The organism is Myroides sp. DF42-4-2 (assembly GCF_030326445.1).
Classification (GTDB): Bacteria; Bacteroidota; Bacteroidia; order Flavobacteriales; family Flavobacteriaceae; genus Flavobacterium.
On the sequence record NZ_JACAKI010000001.1, the window covers coordinates 223132 to 237414 of the forward strand.

General features: G+C 38.5%; 15 protein-coding genes. 4 read left to right on the forward strand and 11 right to left on the reverse strand.

Annotated elements, in window-relative coordinates; genetic code table 11:
* Window positions 1-5 precede the first annotated feature (5 nt).
* A complete protein-coding gene (locus HX062_RS00965; protein ID WP_286465969.1) occupies window positions 6-1673 on the forward strand; it encodes a DUF4139 domain-containing protein in 1668 nt (555 codons plus the stop codon).
* 64 nt (window positions 1674-1737) lie between these two features.
* On the opposite strand, the gene HX062_RS00970 is transcribed toward HX062_RS00965, so the two are convergent.
* The 4 genes from HX062_RS00970 to HX062_RS00985 all read right to left on the reverse strand — a co-directional run bounded on the left by HX062_RS00970 (window position 1738) and on the right by HX062_RS00985 (window position 6001).
* Window positions 1738-3195: an oligosaccharide flippase family protein gene (locus tag HX062_RS00970; protein ID WP_286465971.1), complete on the reverse strand. Its 1458-nt coding sequence runs from the start codon at window positions 3193-3195 to the stop codon at window positions 1738-1740.
* A gap of 24 nt (window positions 3196-3219) precedes the next feature.
* Window positions 3220-3978 (reverse strand): PdaC/SigV domain-containing protein, encoded by a 759-nt coding sequence (locus HX062_RS00975; protein WP_182628720.1) that lies wholly within the window; start codon window positions 3976-3978, stop codon window positions 3220-3222.
* Window positions 3979-4178: 200 nt separating this feature from the next.
* Window positions 4179-4649, reverse strand: a complete 471-nt coding sequence (locus HX062_RS00980; protein WP_182628721.1) for an Lrp/AsnC family transcriptional regulator — start codon at window positions 4647-4649, stop codon at window positions 4179-4181.
* 440 nt (window positions 4650-5089) lie between these two features.
* Window positions 5090-6001: a GNAT family N-acetyltransferase gene (locus HX062_RS00985; RefSeq protein ID WP_286465976.1), complete on the reverse strand. Its 912-nt coding sequence runs from the start codon at window positions 5999-6001 to the stop codon at window positions 5090-5092.
* Between the two features lie 110 nt (window positions 6002-6111).
* Between HX062_RS00985 and HX062_RS00990 the strand changes: the two genes are divergently transcribed.
* Window positions 6112-6921, forward strand: a complete 810-nt coding sequence (locus tag HX062_RS00990) for a helix-turn-helix domain-containing protein (RefSeq protein WP_286465978.1) — start codon at window positions 6112-6114, stop codon at window positions 6919-6921.
* 70 nt (window positions 6922-6991) lie between these two features.
* On the opposite strand, the gene HX062_RS00995 is transcribed toward HX062_RS00990, so the two are convergent.
* Entirely contained in the window at window positions 6992-7864 is an 873-nt protein-coding gene (locus HX062_RS00995; protein WP_182628725.1) for a hypothetical protein, read from the reverse strand.
* Between the two features lie 178 nt (window positions 7865-8042).
* Here HX062_RS00995 and HX062_RS01000 point away from each other — a divergent pair, with 178 nt between their 5' ends.
* A complete protein-coding gene (locus HX062_RS01000) occupies window positions 8043-8720 on the forward strand; it encodes a carboxylesterase family protein (RefSeq protein WP_182628726.1) in 678 nt (225 codons plus the stop codon).
* Between the two features lie 76 nt (window positions 8721-8796).
* Here the strand turns inward: HX062_RS01000 and HX062_RS01005 are convergent, their stop codons facing one another.
* The 6 genes from HX062_RS01005 to HX062_RS01030 all read right to left on the reverse strand — a co-directional run bounded on the left by HX062_RS01005 (window position 8797) and on the right by HX062_RS01030 (window position 12852).
* Window positions 8797-9675, reverse strand: a complete 879-nt coding sequence (locus HX062_RS01005) for a hypothetical protein (protein ID WP_286465981.1) — start codon at window positions 9673-9675, stop codon at window positions 8797-8799.
* 6 nt (window positions 9676-9681) lie between these two features.
* On the reverse strand, window positions 9682-10395 hold the full coding sequence (locus tag HX062_RS01010; RefSeq protein WP_430530036.1) for a hypothetical protein: 714 nt from the start codon (window positions 10393-10395) through the stop codon (window positions 9682-9684).
* Between the two features lie 15 nt (window positions 10396-10410).
* Complete coding sequence (locus HX062_RS01015; protein WP_286465982.1) at window positions 10411-11163, reverse strand: hypothetical protein; 753 nt, start codon at window positions 11161-11163, stop codon at window positions 10411-10413.
* 204 nt (window positions 11164-11367) lie between these two features.
* Window positions 11368-11619, reverse strand: coding sequence for a DUF7660 family protein (locus HX062_RS01020; RefSeq protein ID WP_182628729.1), 252 nt, complete (start codon window positions 11617-11619; stop codon window positions 11368-11370).
* Window positions 11610-12170, reverse strand: a complete 561-nt coding sequence (locus HX062_RS01025) for a DUF4240 domain-containing protein (protein ID WP_286465984.1) — start codon at window positions 12168-12170, stop codon at window positions 11610-11612. The genes HX062_RS01020 and HX062_RS01025 overlap by 10 nt, the downstream gene beginning before the upstream one ends.
* Before the next feature lies 1 nt (window position 12171).
* Window positions 12172-12852: a DUF4919 domain-containing protein gene (locus tag HX062_RS01030; protein ID WP_286465985.1), complete on the reverse strand. Its 681-nt coding sequence runs from the start codon at window positions 12850-12852 to the stop codon at window positions 12172-12174.
* A gap of 204 nt (window positions 12853-13056) precedes the next feature.
* On the opposite strand from HX062_RS01030, the gene HX062_RS01035 reads away from it, so the two are divergent.
* Window positions 13057-13605, forward strand: a complete 549-nt coding sequence (locus tag HX062_RS01035) for a GNAT family N-acetyltransferase (protein WP_286465987.1) — start codon at window positions 13057-13059, stop codon at window positions 13603-13605.
* Window positions 13606-14283: the final 678 nt, after the last annotated feature.

Genomic DNA, 14283 nt, shown 5'->3' on the forward strand with positions numbered 1-14283 from the left:
AAAGCATGATGAGAAAAGGAATTGTTTTAGCAATGGCACTGAGTGTTGTTGCTGTGTGGGCACAAAAGCCCGTGTACACAAAAGCGAATTTAGAAAGCGCACGGGTGTATTACGACGGAGCAGAATTAACACAAAATACCCAAGTCACCTTACCCAAAGGATTATCGGAAGTTGTGATTACCAATGTGTCCGATCAATTGATGGAAAATACCATCAAAGTAGGGTCGATTAACGACGTAACAGTTATGTCCGTACAGTTTTCCAATGCGTATATTGAAGAGTATGACAACGTCAATAACTCCCCTTTGATGAAACCCTTGCGCGATAGTATTGCGGCAGTGGAATTTCAGTTGGAGAAAATAACCAATGCAATTAATGCGGATACGCAGACTATTAATCTATTGGATCGCACCAGTACGAGTCAATCCTTTGCTAATTTCGGTTTTACCGATGTAACCAAATGGGTAGAGTATTACGGAAAAAAACGTCAAGAAGTACAAAATGCCTTATTTGTAAAGAAAAAGGAAAAGGAAGTAATTGAGACCAAGTGGAATGATTTAAAAGGACAATTAACACTAGGTGGGGATAAAACAGAACGCGTAAGTCGAGGAAAGTTGATTGTACAAGTGATGAGTGCAAAAGAGGGGAATGTTCCCTTCCGCATTAATTATGCTACCAATAGCGCACAATGGGTCCCTTCTTATGATTTGCGTATAGAAAAGGTGAACGCGCCTATTAAAATGATGTATAAGGCTCAAGTGGTTCAAACTTCAGGAATCGATTGGCGCAATGTGCGTTTGAGCTTGACATCTGGAAAATTAAACCAAAATTATACGCTACCAACGTGGAAGACGTGGTTTGTACAGTATGAAAAACAAAATGAAGTGGTTGTTACAGGGTATGGCTCGTTATCTAAACGCTCAATAACTGGATCTGTTGCGAGAATCTCAGAAAATGCAATAACCTCTTACGATAGCTATGAATCGATTGCTCCAGCACTTGAAGATGTTTCATACGAAGATAGAAAGACTCTTGCAGAGTATACAACGGTAAGTGAAAGTGAATTGAACGTAACTTTTGACATTGCCATTCCGTATTCGATTTTGAGTAATGGCAAACGCCACAGTGTGGACTTGAATACGTTTACTATTAGTGGGGAGTACAGGTTTTATGCTGCACCGAAACTCGACGCCAATGCGTATTTAGTAGCAGAGATTAAAGACTATGGTAAACACAATTTATTACCTGGACAAGCGAATGTGATTTACGATGGTATGAATATCGGACAAACGTATTTATCTACAGAAAATACAGAAGAAAAACTGCGCCTAAACATCGGTAAAGATCCTAATATTTCCATTAGCCGTACGTTAATTTCGGATAAGTCAGGAACGAAAACGTTATCCTCCAAGAAGGAACAGACCTTTACGTATGAGATTACTGTCAAAAACAGCAAAAAAGAAGCGGTTACGGTTCAAGTAGAAGATCAATATCCAATCAGTACGGATAATTCTATTGAAATTGTGTTAGATGAATCGCCAAAAGGAATAGTGAATGAGGAGAAAGGGTTGGTGACTTGGGAGGTTCAATTGCAACCGAATGAAGTGAAAAAAGTACGCCTGAGTTATACGATGAAGTATAGTAAAGATAAAAATATACAAACCTCTTATTAGTAAGAAGAAATAAAAAAGCCACGCTTAGCGTGGCTTTTTTATTGGTGATTGTACAATCTGATTTTTATTTTTTAAGCATTCGTTTCAGCGTATTTTTTTCTTGGCTGTATACCATCAATCCAAAAAGGACAATCGCGATCAAGCCAACGAAATAGTTTTCTCTGAAGTGATAAAAATAAACATACGACAAGAGAATAGACAGTCCCATATATAAACCAATGGCTTTTTTATCATAGGGGATAGGGTAATACTTTTGACCTAACACATAGGAAACGACCATCATGGATCCATAGGCGAGCAAGGTAGCAATTGCCGAACCCATATAGCCCCAAATAGGGATCAAGAGGTAGTTGAAGATCAAAGTCAGTACAGCACCAAAAATGGAGATATAAGCCCCCATACTGGTTTTGTCACGCAATTTATACCAAACGGATAGGTTGGTGTAAATCCCCATACATAGGTTTGCTAAGATAATTAAGGGCACGACAATCATCGCATCCCAATAGCTCTCATTGCGAATAAATAACACCTTTAAAACGTCAGAAAAGACAACAACCCCCAGCATAATCGCACTTCCCATTAAGATGAAGTATTTGGTTACGGTGGCGTATTTCGTTGGAGCATCGTCATTTTTGGCGTAGTTAAAAAAGAAAGGCTCAATCCCCAAGGTATAGGCTTGTCTAAAGAGTACCATAAACAGCCCCAATTTATAACAAGCAGCATATTTCCCAACTTCTGCAGAAGCAATATCCGCAGGCAATAAACGCTGTAGGAGTATTTTGTCAAAGCTCTCGTTAATAGCAAAGGCCAATCCGGCCACCATAACGGGGAAACTATAGCGCAACATTTGTTGCAATAGTTCTTTGTTGATTTTGAAGTGGAGTTGCAAATAGTTCTTAGTAAAAACCAAAAACGTCGCTGCACTTGCTACTAGATTGGCAATGAAAATATATTCTACCTGAAAGTTTTCCACATACATCGATGCAAAAACAGAGGAAGGGTTATTTGTCGCTAATAAAGGCAAGAAATAGAGGAAGAATACATTCAACAAGGAATAAATACAAACATTACCAATGCGAATGGCGCTGTAGTACATCGGTCGTTGATCTGCGCGTAATTTGGCAAATGGAACAATAACCAAGGCATCTAAGATCAGAATCCATAAAACGTATTGCACCAAGTTGGTGGGAATCTGTAGGAGATTCGCCCAAAAGTCGAGCAAGAAAAATCCGACTAACCCAAAGATTAAGGTGGTACCGCTGAGAAACAACATACTGTTATTGATGACCTCTTGTTTGTTATCTCGGGTATTGTAAAACCTAAAAAACGCCGTTTCCATTCCGAAAGACAAGACAACATTCAACAGCATCATGATCGAAAAAATCACGCTGTACTCACCATAGGCGTCATTTTTCATCAAGTCCGTGTGAAACGGAACTAAAAAGAAACCAATTACTTTTGGAAAAACAGCAGCCAATCCGTAGATGGCTGTTTGTTGGAAAATTTTTTTATAAATACTCACGGTGTCGAGCGTTAAGGATCAAGCTTATTTTTCTGTTGTCTTGGGGTCGAGGTTTATTTTTAAGAAAGGGAGAATACTCGCTTTTGGGAAGTCAATTTTCGTCGGACCATTGTATTGCGCATCGTCATCAACAGCATTGTATAGAAATCCAACCATGTCTTCGTAAAAGAAAATACTCTCAGGATATTCCAATTGATTGTTGCTGGTCCAGATGTCCATTTTATCTTTGAGCTGTAGTGCCATTAACTTCTGTAATTCCTCCCAATTGCCAATCAAATCCTCTACTTTATATTGTTCCCCAGTCTTGGGATTGAAGTTCATCGCCACTTCACTTTTAAACCCATAGGCCCCTCCTGCAAAGGTATAATACTCCAAAGCAATCGAAAGCAAATCTTCGTTATAAAAGGTAATATCACCTTCTATTTCCGCTTTCCAAGGCAGGGTCTCGTCTGGATATTTTGCTTTGAATGCATCGTAATTGGCAATGTAATTGGCTGTTAACTCATCCAAATTTTTACTGCTTGCCGTTCTATCATCTACCGCAATGATGTTGTCAATTTTAGCAATAAGCTGTTGGTTGATTTTTGTTGCAACTTCGTTTGATTCGTTGGTGATCACCGGAACGCTCAGCTTAATTCTCGTGCACTCATCGTCAATACAGTTGTCAGAAGATTGTACAAAATCCTTTTGCTCAAATTGCAAAATATCTTCGGCATTTTTATTGGTACTGTTACAACTAACACTAAGCGCTAGTAGTAAAAATAAATAAATGTAATGTTTCATAGCTTCCTTTTCTTACAAAACTAAGAATTAATGTACTGAAAATGAATAAAATTTGCAGTATGCTTTGGTTTTTTTATTTCTAATGGAAGAAAAAATGAACGCCAAGCATGAAAAAGCCTGCTGTATATCACCCGGATGTGAGCCAACTGATTAGCCACCTGTAGTCGTGCAATAAAAGAGGCATAGCAAAGGGGGGCAATTTATAATAGGCTGATCTTAATGTTGTGGTCATTCTTAATTTCGCGCATAACAAAAGAACTATGCGTACTACCAATGCTGTCGACCATAGCCAATTTGTTAAATACAAAATCTTGATAGTGACGCATATCATTGGCGTACACTTTCAGTAAAAAGTCGTATTCCCCTGATATATTATAACATTCAACTACTTCTTCAATGTTTAGGATGTCTTCAATAAATTTATTGTTGATCACGCGTTCGTGTTGTTTGAGTTTAATATTGCAAAAAACAACAAAGCCACGGTTTAATTTTTCGGCATCAATCAAGGCGATATATCCTTTGATGAATCCTTCTTGTTCTAAGCGTTTTACTCGTTCAAAAACAGGAGTAGAAGATAGATTTACTTGTTGGGCGAGTTCTTTAGTAGTTACATTCGAATTCTCTGATAATAAGTTGAGTAGCTTTAAATCTATTTCGTCTAAGTTATGCATGATTAGCGGTTTATTATAAGTACTGTAGTACAAAGGTATACGAAAACTTATACGATTGATAAAAAGTACAACAGGATTTGCAAGAAGAAAGCAAAAAAGGGGTTGTTTTTCCTTTATTAAATAACACAAATGGCTGTTATTCAGTTGTTTGTTTAGTTTTGTTTTAGTGTTGTTCGGGTCTTCTTCGATAAACCTTCGTATTTACGGGGGTTTAAGCCCGATTTACCGAAGCTGACTCGAAGCTGACTCGAACAAGACCCGAACAAACCCCAACCTCCTTTATCGATTTACTGCAAGAAATGAAGCACTTCTTTTTCGTCTACATTCATGTAAAAACAAAAATCTGCGCGAGCAGGGATCCGTGCGATTGGGACAAACAATAAAAAACCCCGTCTAAAAAAGGCGGGATTTTGTTTTTTAGGCTTTTTAGCCCCCTTCTTTTACGTATGAGAAAGTAAGGGAATCATCGTGGGTTGTTTTTCAAAGTAGGTTATAAGTGCAGGACTGACGAAAAGTGTAAGGTCCTCTTCTTTGTACGGATTATAGGTATAACCTGTATCAATAGGTGTATATCCTAAGACTACCCGGTTGGTTTGTGCATCAGCTAAGGCGTTAAACGCTTGATCTACTAGGTTGTCTTTTAGGTAATAGGCTTGGTAGATCATGAGATCATCCTCTTCATGCTGGGCAATTAAAAGCGTGTCTAGTTCCGGAATAAGGTAGATGGATTCCGCATATCCAAATGCTGGATTGGCATAGCAGTAAAAGTGAGCCAAACCATAGCTACGGGTATCAAAGCGACAGCCTGTGTGACCATTTTTTAGGTAGTGCTGAAAACACTGTAAATCAGTGATATCAGTTAAATCTAATCGTTGGACGGTATGCGTAGTGGGCTGTTTACAGAACGCTTTACTTGCCTGATGTTCAGGTACAGCATAAAAATCGAATTTGGGATAAAATTCCAAGACGGTGTCATTGGCAAATAAGAAATAGCCATCGAGTTTATCGTTGTAAGACTCAAAAATGGACTCCATTAAAAAACGCGAAAGCCCTTGTTTGGTATGGCTAGGTAAGGTCATCACCGTCCCCAATTGCCCCAAATGCAAGCGTTGATCAGCGGTATAGGTTGTAAACAAACTCAAGGTGGTATGTGCAACAAGCTGTTCTCCTTCAAAAAGAGAGAAGAGGATACAGTTATCGTCCCAGTAACCTGATTGATAGTAGGGCTCAAAGGTGAATTCCCAAAAATCAAAGGTCATGGCATTAAAGGCCTGGCGCATGCGTTCATTGGCTTGATACGCGATGTGCAAGGTGTAAGTTTTGTTGTTTAGTGTCAGTTGTTTCGTCTGCATTATTCATCTTTATTAAAATGCAAAGTACTAGTATTCAATTAAAAAGTTGGTTGTTTATTTGAAACAAATAATGTGCAAAAGGTTATATTTGTAGATAAAATAACGATTGCATGAGTACAATTCAAGTAATAAAGGCTAGTAGACTGTTTCGTCAGGATGATGTAGATCGAGGTGAAGTAGAGGGGCAAATCGTGCTATCGTATTGCATGGGCGGATCAGCAACCGTTCTAGTCAATGCAAAGACGTGCCACTTGTCAAAAGGGAGTGTACTAACGCTTTTACCCCAGTCATTAGTTGTTGTACAACAAGACAGTGCGGATCTAGCATTTGTTCATCTTGTTTTTGATTTTCACACCCTGAATGAGCTGATACTACCAACCAATTACAATTTTTTGAATGTCTTGGTTGAACAGCCCCATGTGAGGTTACAGGAAGCCGATGTACTTCTTTTTGAACAGTATATGCAGCTCTTTCAACAACAAGCTTCCCTCTTGTCTATTTTTCAGGACGATGCTTTGCGCTATCTCTTGTATTCGTTTATTGCACAGATTAATCGCGTGTATCAACAAGAGGAGGAAGCGATGCAACCCAGTACGAGAAAAGATGCGATTGTCTTTCAGTTTTACAACTTATTGCATCAGTATTACCTCGTGGAAAAGTCAGTGGGATTTTATGCAGACCAACTGAAGTTAAGCCCGAAGTACTTAACCACGTTAATTCGCCAACGTACAGGTACATCCATTTCGAAAGTAATCATTGAAATGGTGTTAATCAAAGCGAAAAATTACATAGTAGCGACGGATTTACCGATCTATCAAATCGCGGAGCAACTGCATTTTGCTGATTCTACAACGTTTTGTCGCTATTTTAAGAAATATGTAGGGATGAGCCCATTAGACTATCGAGAGGCGCATCGCTGAAAATAAAGGGAAATAAAAAACCGATGAACAGTATGGGATCATCGGTTTTGATCGATACGTAAAAGGCGACTTATATATTCGTTAGTTCTATTTTAGTCTCTTTCATTTTGTAGGTGAAATAAATTTCAAAATCAACAATTTTCTCTTCTTGATCCAGAGTGTAGTACACTGCTTTTGTAGGAAGATCGTCCGTGTTGTATGTAAAATCAACATGCAGTGTTTCACCTCCTAAAGTAATTGAAGTAACATTATTCTCAAAGTGATAGGTATAAGGAAGAATCATGTTGAAATTGATCAATATACTTGATAAATCAAATGGTAAAGTGTAGAAAGGTGATTTTTTATCGTCATAGGTAAAAACAATGTTCTGCCCATTGAATTTCATTTTATCGATTTGATTTTTGGCGTTATACTTATAATCGATGAGCAAGTTTGCTTCCAAGGCCTCGTTCAAAATTAGTTGATTCTTGTCGTTATAGCTAAGCTGACTCGTAAAACTACCGCCTCTAGAGTTGAGGTTATAGGTTATAGCATGTAGTTGGTCATTCTGGTAATGGTAGACGTAATTATCTACCACAGCTCCATCCTCTTTAATCTCCCAAAGTTGTAAGCGAGCTTGTTGGTCAAAGGTTGGTTGTAGGTTTAAGTTTTGTTGTTGTACGACCACTTGATTTTTGTACACCATATCAGTATAGTTGATGTGTTGCAACTTGAAATCAGCATCATACAAAAAGTTGTAGGCTATATCGATAGCTTTATCTTGTGGATTACCCTCTCTAGTTGTATCAGGTTCCTCGTAAAAGTATTGTTTGATTTCACTTATGTAGGGCGTTTTTTCAATGTAATACTTAGGTGGTGGAGGGGTAGTGGAATCGTCCGAACTACAGTTGAACAAGAATAAGCTCAAGGAAGCAAATAGAATTGGTTTAATAGTGTTTTTCATGGTTGATATTTAAAAGTATGTGATATTTAAACCAAATGTAGATAAAATGTAGATATAAATAGAAAATAAGATTTTATTTAAATAGTATTCACTTAAATTTTTGTTATAAGATGGAGATAAAAATTATTTATTTATATAAATAAATAAGAGAATACATCTATATTTAGTTAAAAATTATATGCGCATACTTCCGTTGTTTATTAGTTTGATTTCGTTGAGCTTATGGGCTCAACCTCAAGCAATTTTAGATCAAACGTCTTATCAGTTTTGGGTCAATGCCCCTACTGAAGTAAAAGAAAAGAATCCATTAGTTATCTTTTTACATGGAAGAAGTTTATCCGGAACCAATATTGAACGAGTTAAACGCTATGGTCCCTTGAGAGGAATTGAGAAAAAGGGACTGGAGATCCCCGCTTATTTGGTTGCTCCACAATTGCCTTCCGGACCGTGGAATCCCGATAAGGTAGATGAGATTGTTCAATATATGATTGATCATTACGCGATCGATGAGCGTCGAATTTATGTTACAGGGATGAGTTTAGGAGGTTACGGAACCATGAAATATGCAAGTAAGTACGCCAATCGCCTAGCTGCAGCTATTGCCATGTGTGGTGGTGGTGAAAATAGAGATGCCTGTAATTTGACTAATGTACCCATTAAGCTCATCCATGGAGATAAGGATTTTATAGTGCCACTAAAAGAATCAAAAAACATAATGAATGCCATTAAAAAGTGCAAGTCAGATGCACCTGTTGAATTGCAAGTCATCAAAGGGGGGAATCACGGTAGTGTAGAAGATTTGTACCGTCATAACGACTTGTATAATTGGTTGTTTCAACACACAAAAAAAGAGTAACGCAATCGTTTTCTTCTTTTAGGTAGTAACCGCTTGTGTGGAATAGGCAATCTTCTGCTGTTGAAAAATCGCAAGTTTATTTGGATCGATCGGGCTTATCTTTCAGGTTGATTTGATAGACGATGGATAAGACCGGTAATCCCCAAAGTCTCAGGCGCTGTTGTGCGAGTAGTCCAGTTGTATGCGGTCGGACGGTCAGTTTATCTTTGAAAGAGGCGATAAACTTCGCCCAATATTGGTTTTGTGCATCTTGTAGGAGGAAGTAAAAACCTGCATCTCCCCAGCTTGTACCACTAGAATTAAGGGTTAATTCTCCTTTTTGACCCACTTGAGGATTCATCAATACTGTTGCGTTGCCATTGGGTAGGGGAAATACGGCTTTTACTGCAGTAGCTCCCGAAGGCAATTGGCAGCTACCATAAACACCTGAAAAAATGATCCTATCACAAGAAGCAAGAGTTCGCAACCAAAACGTATAGCGAACTTCTTTCGTTTCGGGTGTTATCAGTTGAATGATTTCGCTGGTAAGGGGGGAATTTTTAATTTTTGTATTTGTAGGAATATACAACTGTTTCAATCGGTTGCTAAATAGCGTATTTACTAAAAAGCCAAAACCAATAAAAAGCGGATTCCAGCGTAGACTCATACTTAGGTAATACGATGAGGTTCGCTCATAAAAGTCAACAACAATAGGAGAAATCTGAGCCTCTTGAGTTGGAGATAATCCCAGGGCTTTTATCGAAGGAAGTAAACCTGTATTGACGCAAGTACGTTGAACGCTTAATTGTTCTTCTTTAGCCAATCGATAAATAAATTGCTCTCCCACGTCGCCCACCTTTCCAAAAGGACCGATAAGCCAAGGGGTCGTTTGTGGATTGAGTTTCCGCCCTCCTGCCATTACCCATCGCTGGGTAAACCAATCCTGCAGTCGTTGTTTGGTAGAGACGCGTTGCATATTATTCTATTTTGGGTTGGGTTTAGGTACAAAGCGTTGTTGTCCATGCCAAGTTCCATATTCGGCAATAGGTTTAAAGCGCAAAGTGCTAAACTCAAGGTGAAAATCCTTGCGACTTTGTTCTTGCATGGCTTTTTTATGCCGCTGAGGTTGTTCTACTTTACTGTGGCCCATCACCATATCCGTCATTGTTTGTACAGAAGGCCAGATGGAAAACGTAGAAATGGTCGTCGGAAAACTAAAGGACGCCAAGGCTAAGGTAGTCGCAGGATGATCGCGAACTAGTTTTTCAGTGGGTCTACCCCAACGGATAAAACGCGGAATCTGAAAATACTTCATCCGAGCAAGTGTTATTGCTACAACGGCTTCATTCTCTAGGGCTATAGGTGTACCTTCTCTCGGTATTTGATAGTTGGAAAGAGTGCCCCATTGTCGAGCAAATTGCAGGCGAATGTGCCAACCTTTTGCCAACTTTTTTCCCATAACATCTTTGGCTAAAAAATGATTGAGTGCTTCTTCATTTTCCCATTGGGCAAAAACTGCGATTTGACGCAACAAAAATCGGGAAGGCGATAAAATTGGAGATCCTAATACCATAATATGCATAGTATCCGCGTGAATTAATCCCGGTGTTGTTGCCGCTTTAGGTGGGAAAGCCAATGTTTTTAGTGCGGAAAACAGCGGAAGTCGAGTGAGGTGATAGGAAAAGATAGACATCATGTTGTAGTATAAAGATTATTTCCACCTTTTAAGCATCCATAGCCAGTACAATCCTCCTAAAGGGAGTCCAACAGACCAGGCAGATTCTATTATTCCTTGACCGCTAAATCCTGCACCAAAAAGAAATTGGAAGGACAGCAAGTGAAAAGTTGCGTTCCCTGCAGCAGTATAGGTAAATGTAGGCACATTCAATAGAATTACAGCGAGGTATTTCAACCACTTTTTCTGTAAATTACTTCGCTTTATTTCGCGAATAACATAAATATTGAAAAGAACAACGGCTAAGGGAATCAACCCCAATAGCCAAAATAACAGTAAATCCGCTTTGTTCACCTTGATATCCAAAGCTCGAATATCTAGGATTTTATTAGTGGTATCGTCAAATAGAAGCTGAAATACGCCTAGCTCATCTCCGTTGTTGAATTCTACAAATGCTCGCGTTGCATTGGTTGGTGTACTTTCTTCAGGATTGGTCGATAGCGTCTTTTCCCATTTAACTACTTCATATTCATATGGTTTTTCGCCAAAGTGCGCGTTTAGCATCCTTTTAAACTGGGTGAATTCTACGCGTAATGTATCTGGATTTAGACGTTGTCCTTTTCCATTTTCCATTTGCATAAGCGAAAGACAAGTATCAAAATCTTCTTGTTTTAAGGCTTCAATAAAAGATTCCGTCGTGGATTCATATGTCTTGGCATTTTTGGTAAAGCTACAACTTGTGATTATGGATATGGCAAGCAGAACAATCCCGATATTGAGGTATTTCATGATTTATTTTTGGCTATAGTATATTTCAAATGTACTGCATATCATCGGGGTAAACTAATGAAATCACATCGTAAATATTGAGAATATTCGATCTATTGGGTTGTTTCTATTTCTTCTTGGTTGAACACTTTGTATAAATTAATGAGCTATTAGGTTGACTATCGTTTAGGTGTCATATTCTTTCTATTTATAGATAACTTCTTCTTATTCATATACTTTGGCTCCTTTGAATATAGTAGCAAAAGTATCCCAACTAGGTTCATCAGCATTGATCCGTTGTTGGGTGTTGTCGTAATAGCCTTGTATATCTTCCGTATAACTTGCCAAAGCATCTAAAAAGTCAGGTAAATTTTGATTTTCCCATTCTTCAGGATGGTCGATTAAATTTTGACGGAGGAGGACCAAAAAAGCAGCAAAGCTCTTTCGGTCAGTGACAGTAAGATCAGTTAGTTCCAAAAGTGTGCGTATAATTGTGGACAAAGTTTTTGCATGCTCTCGGGTTCATCGTCATTCCAATCAAATTCAAAAGAAGGATAATTGTCCTCTGTCAATTCGAAATTCTCTTCATCGATATAATCGTATAACTCTTCTCCTGTTTGATTTTCAAACGCTTCTAAGGCCACATACCAAAAGCTTTCAAAGTCGAATAAATCATCTTCTGCGCAGTCTTTTTGATCGATGAGTGAATCGGGATTTTTCTTTGCCTTTTCATAAACTTCTTTTCCTCTGGAGATCACCCAATTTCTAAAGTATTCAAATCCATCATCGGAACATCCGCCATTCATTAGGTAACCCGCACACCACATCCTTGAATCATAGGTGTCGTATAGGAGTTTGTCTGTTCTCAAGCGAAAGCCAATTAGCTCTTTTGGCGTTAATTTTTCAAGGGCTTGAATTAAAAAGGCTTCTTGTTCCGCCTGATTTTTTGTGTTTTTTAAAGAGGCATCAACCAGACTCCAAAATTGTGCTTCATCAAGCATTTCTGCTGTTTTCTCTAACTTATTCATTTTATTTATTTTTCTTTTTGTACGCTGCTTGCTGTAATCGACTTACGTCAAAATACAACCCAGCAAGGGTATATAATTCAGGGTCTAGTTCAAAAAAATTACACTTACCATCCACTTGTTGGTTTATAGATGCTATGGAAAAAAGATCAAGCATAAAGGATTCATGGGATGTGGCAATCACGTGAAAAGCAGTTTCACATGCCAATCCATTCCCTGAGCGACTAATGATTTTAGCCAGTGATTCAACATGATTGGAAATGAGTGTTGATTTTTCTTCCTCACCAGTGAAATCATACAAATACGAGAGGAATAACAATTGTGTAAAATCAAAGGGAAATTCATCTAATGCCTCTTGGAGTAAAGCTTTGATTTGAGGAACATCGGCCCTATCGGGTATTTTACTTGCGTATGCCTTCAGTTCTTTCTCTTTTGAAAAGATTATATCAGGATTATAGGTGTCTTGTAGGGCATAACCATAATATAAATGCTCGTATTGACGAGGGGTTAGTGCTGTAGTATTCGACTTGAACTGGCGCAGGAGCCTAGGATAGTATACATCTGACGATTCATCCTGTATCGCTTTGCCGATAGCTTCGTAGTCTGGTGCTTTAAATTCTGTGATTTGTCCCCAAGTAAGAACCGAAAACAAAAAGAAGAAACAAAGAGTAATTTTCTGCATCATTTTTTGTTTAAAGATAAAAAAAACAAGTACTCAAAGAACAAGTTTTTTGCTGACATACTGATGGGATGAGTTGAGAGCGACACTGCTGCTGAATAGTAGGGGGCTAGCATAGCTAAAATAGTATTGACGGTATAAGAATCTATTTTTTTCGACGAGAGCAAGGCTTTTTTTCCTACTTTTAAGCCTATTACAAGAATGTAAACCATGTTAACTTTAGACCTACCTACATTTCCCGTTTTAGAAACGGATCGATTACGCCTTAGACAAACCACTTTAGACGACGTTCAACCTATATTTTCTATGCGTTCTAGTGCAATAGTGATGCAATATATTCCCGTACCCTTAGCAACAGATGTAAAAGAGGCGGAAGACTATATCCATTCTCTAGACGAGCGAATGAAAAATAAAGAATGCCTGAATTGGTCGATCACCCTAAAAGAAACAGGGGAAATGATCGGCACGATGGGATTCTATCGCATGCAACTCCAACATTACCGAACCGAAGTCGGCTATATGTTGCTGCCAGCGTTTTATGGGAAAGGCTATGCTTCCGAAGCACTACAACGCTTAGTTGATTTCGGACTTAACAACCTGGGGTTTCACTCCCTAGAAGCAGTTATCTATCCCGAGAATAAAGGCTCTATTCGCGTAGTTGAAAAATGTGGTTTTGTACGAGAAGCTTATTTTAAAGATAAGGAATACCACAACGGAAAATTTGTGGATACCGCGATTTATTCGAAAGTAAATCACTGACAGAAAACCAATAGATTTTTATCGGTTTTTGTTAGGGGCTTACTCTGTATAGGGTGTTGTAACTCTGTATATGGAATACTGTCATAGCTACCTAAGTATAATTCTTGTGTAGTAGTACTTTGAGAATTATTAATTGAATGGATCATATTGGCAGTAGATTTATAGTGACCCAATGGCGCGGCAATCTGTACGTTAGTATTGAATATATAGTAAACACCCGATCGGGCGGATTTATAATCGTGCGGTAAAAATAGTTGTTTCAATCTATAGGACAATGTCAACAAAATACAAAACAACGGATATTTGTAGTGCCTATTTAATAACCCAAATATCCGTTGGTGGTTTTCCTAGCAGAGAGGAAGGGATTACCTCCGCTGCGCTGCGGTTTTCCCTAGAAGGGTATTTTTCACAAGAAAAACCACGGCACCGCTGCGCTTTGCCTTGTTTTTTTGTATGTATAACCTCTTAGAAAAGCAGAGCTTTCCACGAGGTATATAAACACAAAAAAACCACCAACATCCGTTGGTGGTTTTCCTAGCAGAGAGGAAGGGATTACCTACGCTGCGCTACGGTTTTCCCTAGAAGGGGTATTTTTCACAAGGAAAAACCACGGCACCGCTGCGCTTTGCCTTGTTTTTTTGTATGTATAACCTCTTAGAAAAGCAGAGCTTTCCACGA

Excerpts from the sequence above, each read along its gene's own strand:
- HX062_RS01005 (WP_286465981.1), bottom strand. The coding sequence starts at position 9,675 with ATGCAACGCGTCTCTACCAAACAACGACTGCAGGATTGGTTTACCCAG.
- HX062_RS00995 (WP_182628725.1), bottom strand. The coding sequence starts at position 7,864 with ATGAAAAACACTATTAAACCAATTCTATTTGCTTCCTTGAGCTTATTC.
- HX062_RS00990 (WP_286465978.1), top strand. The coding sequence starts at position 6,112 with ATGAGTACAATTCAAGTAATAAAGGCTAGTAGACTGTTTCGTCAGGAT.
- HX062_RS00965 (WP_286465969.1), top strand. The coding sequence starts at position 6 with ATGATGAGAAAAGGAATTGTTTTAGCAATGGCACTGAGTGTTGTTGCT.
- HX062_RS01000 (WP_182628726.1), top strand. The coding sequence starts at position 8,043 with ATGCGCATACTTCCGTTGTTTATTAGTTTGATTTCGTTGAGCTTATGG.
- HX062_RS00985 (WP_286465976.1), bottom strand. The coding sequence starts at position 6,001 with ATGCAGACGAAACAACTGACACTAAACAACAAAACTTACACCTTGCAC.
- HX062_RS01025 (WP_286465984.1), bottom strand. The coding sequence starts at position 12,170 with ATGAATAAGTTAGAGAAAACAGCAGAAATGCTTGATGAAGCACAATTT.
- HX062_RS01015 (WP_286465982.1), bottom strand. The coding sequence starts at position 11,163 with ATGAAATACCTCAATATCGGGATTGTTCTGCTTGCCATATCCATAATC.
- HX062_RS01035 (WP_286465987.1), top strand. The coding sequence starts at position 13,057 with ATGTTAACTTTAGACCTACCTACATTTCCCGTTTTAGAAACGGATCGA.
- HX062_RS01010 (WP_430530036.1), bottom strand. The coding sequence starts at position 10,395 with ATGATGTCTATCTTTTCCTATCACCTCACTCGACTTCCGCTGTTTTCC.
- HX062_RS00975 (WP_182628720.1), bottom strand. The coding sequence starts at position 3,978 with ATGAAACATTACATTTATTTATTTTTACTACTAGCGCTTAGTGTTAGT.
- HX062_RS01030 (WP_286465985.1), bottom strand. The coding sequence starts at position 12,852 with ATGATGCAGAAAATTACTCTTTGTTTCTTCTTTTTGTTTTCGGTTCTT.
- HX062_RS00980 (WP_182628721.1), bottom strand. The coding sequence starts at position 4,649 with ATGCATAACTTAGACGAAATAGATTTAAAGCTACTCAACTTATTATCA.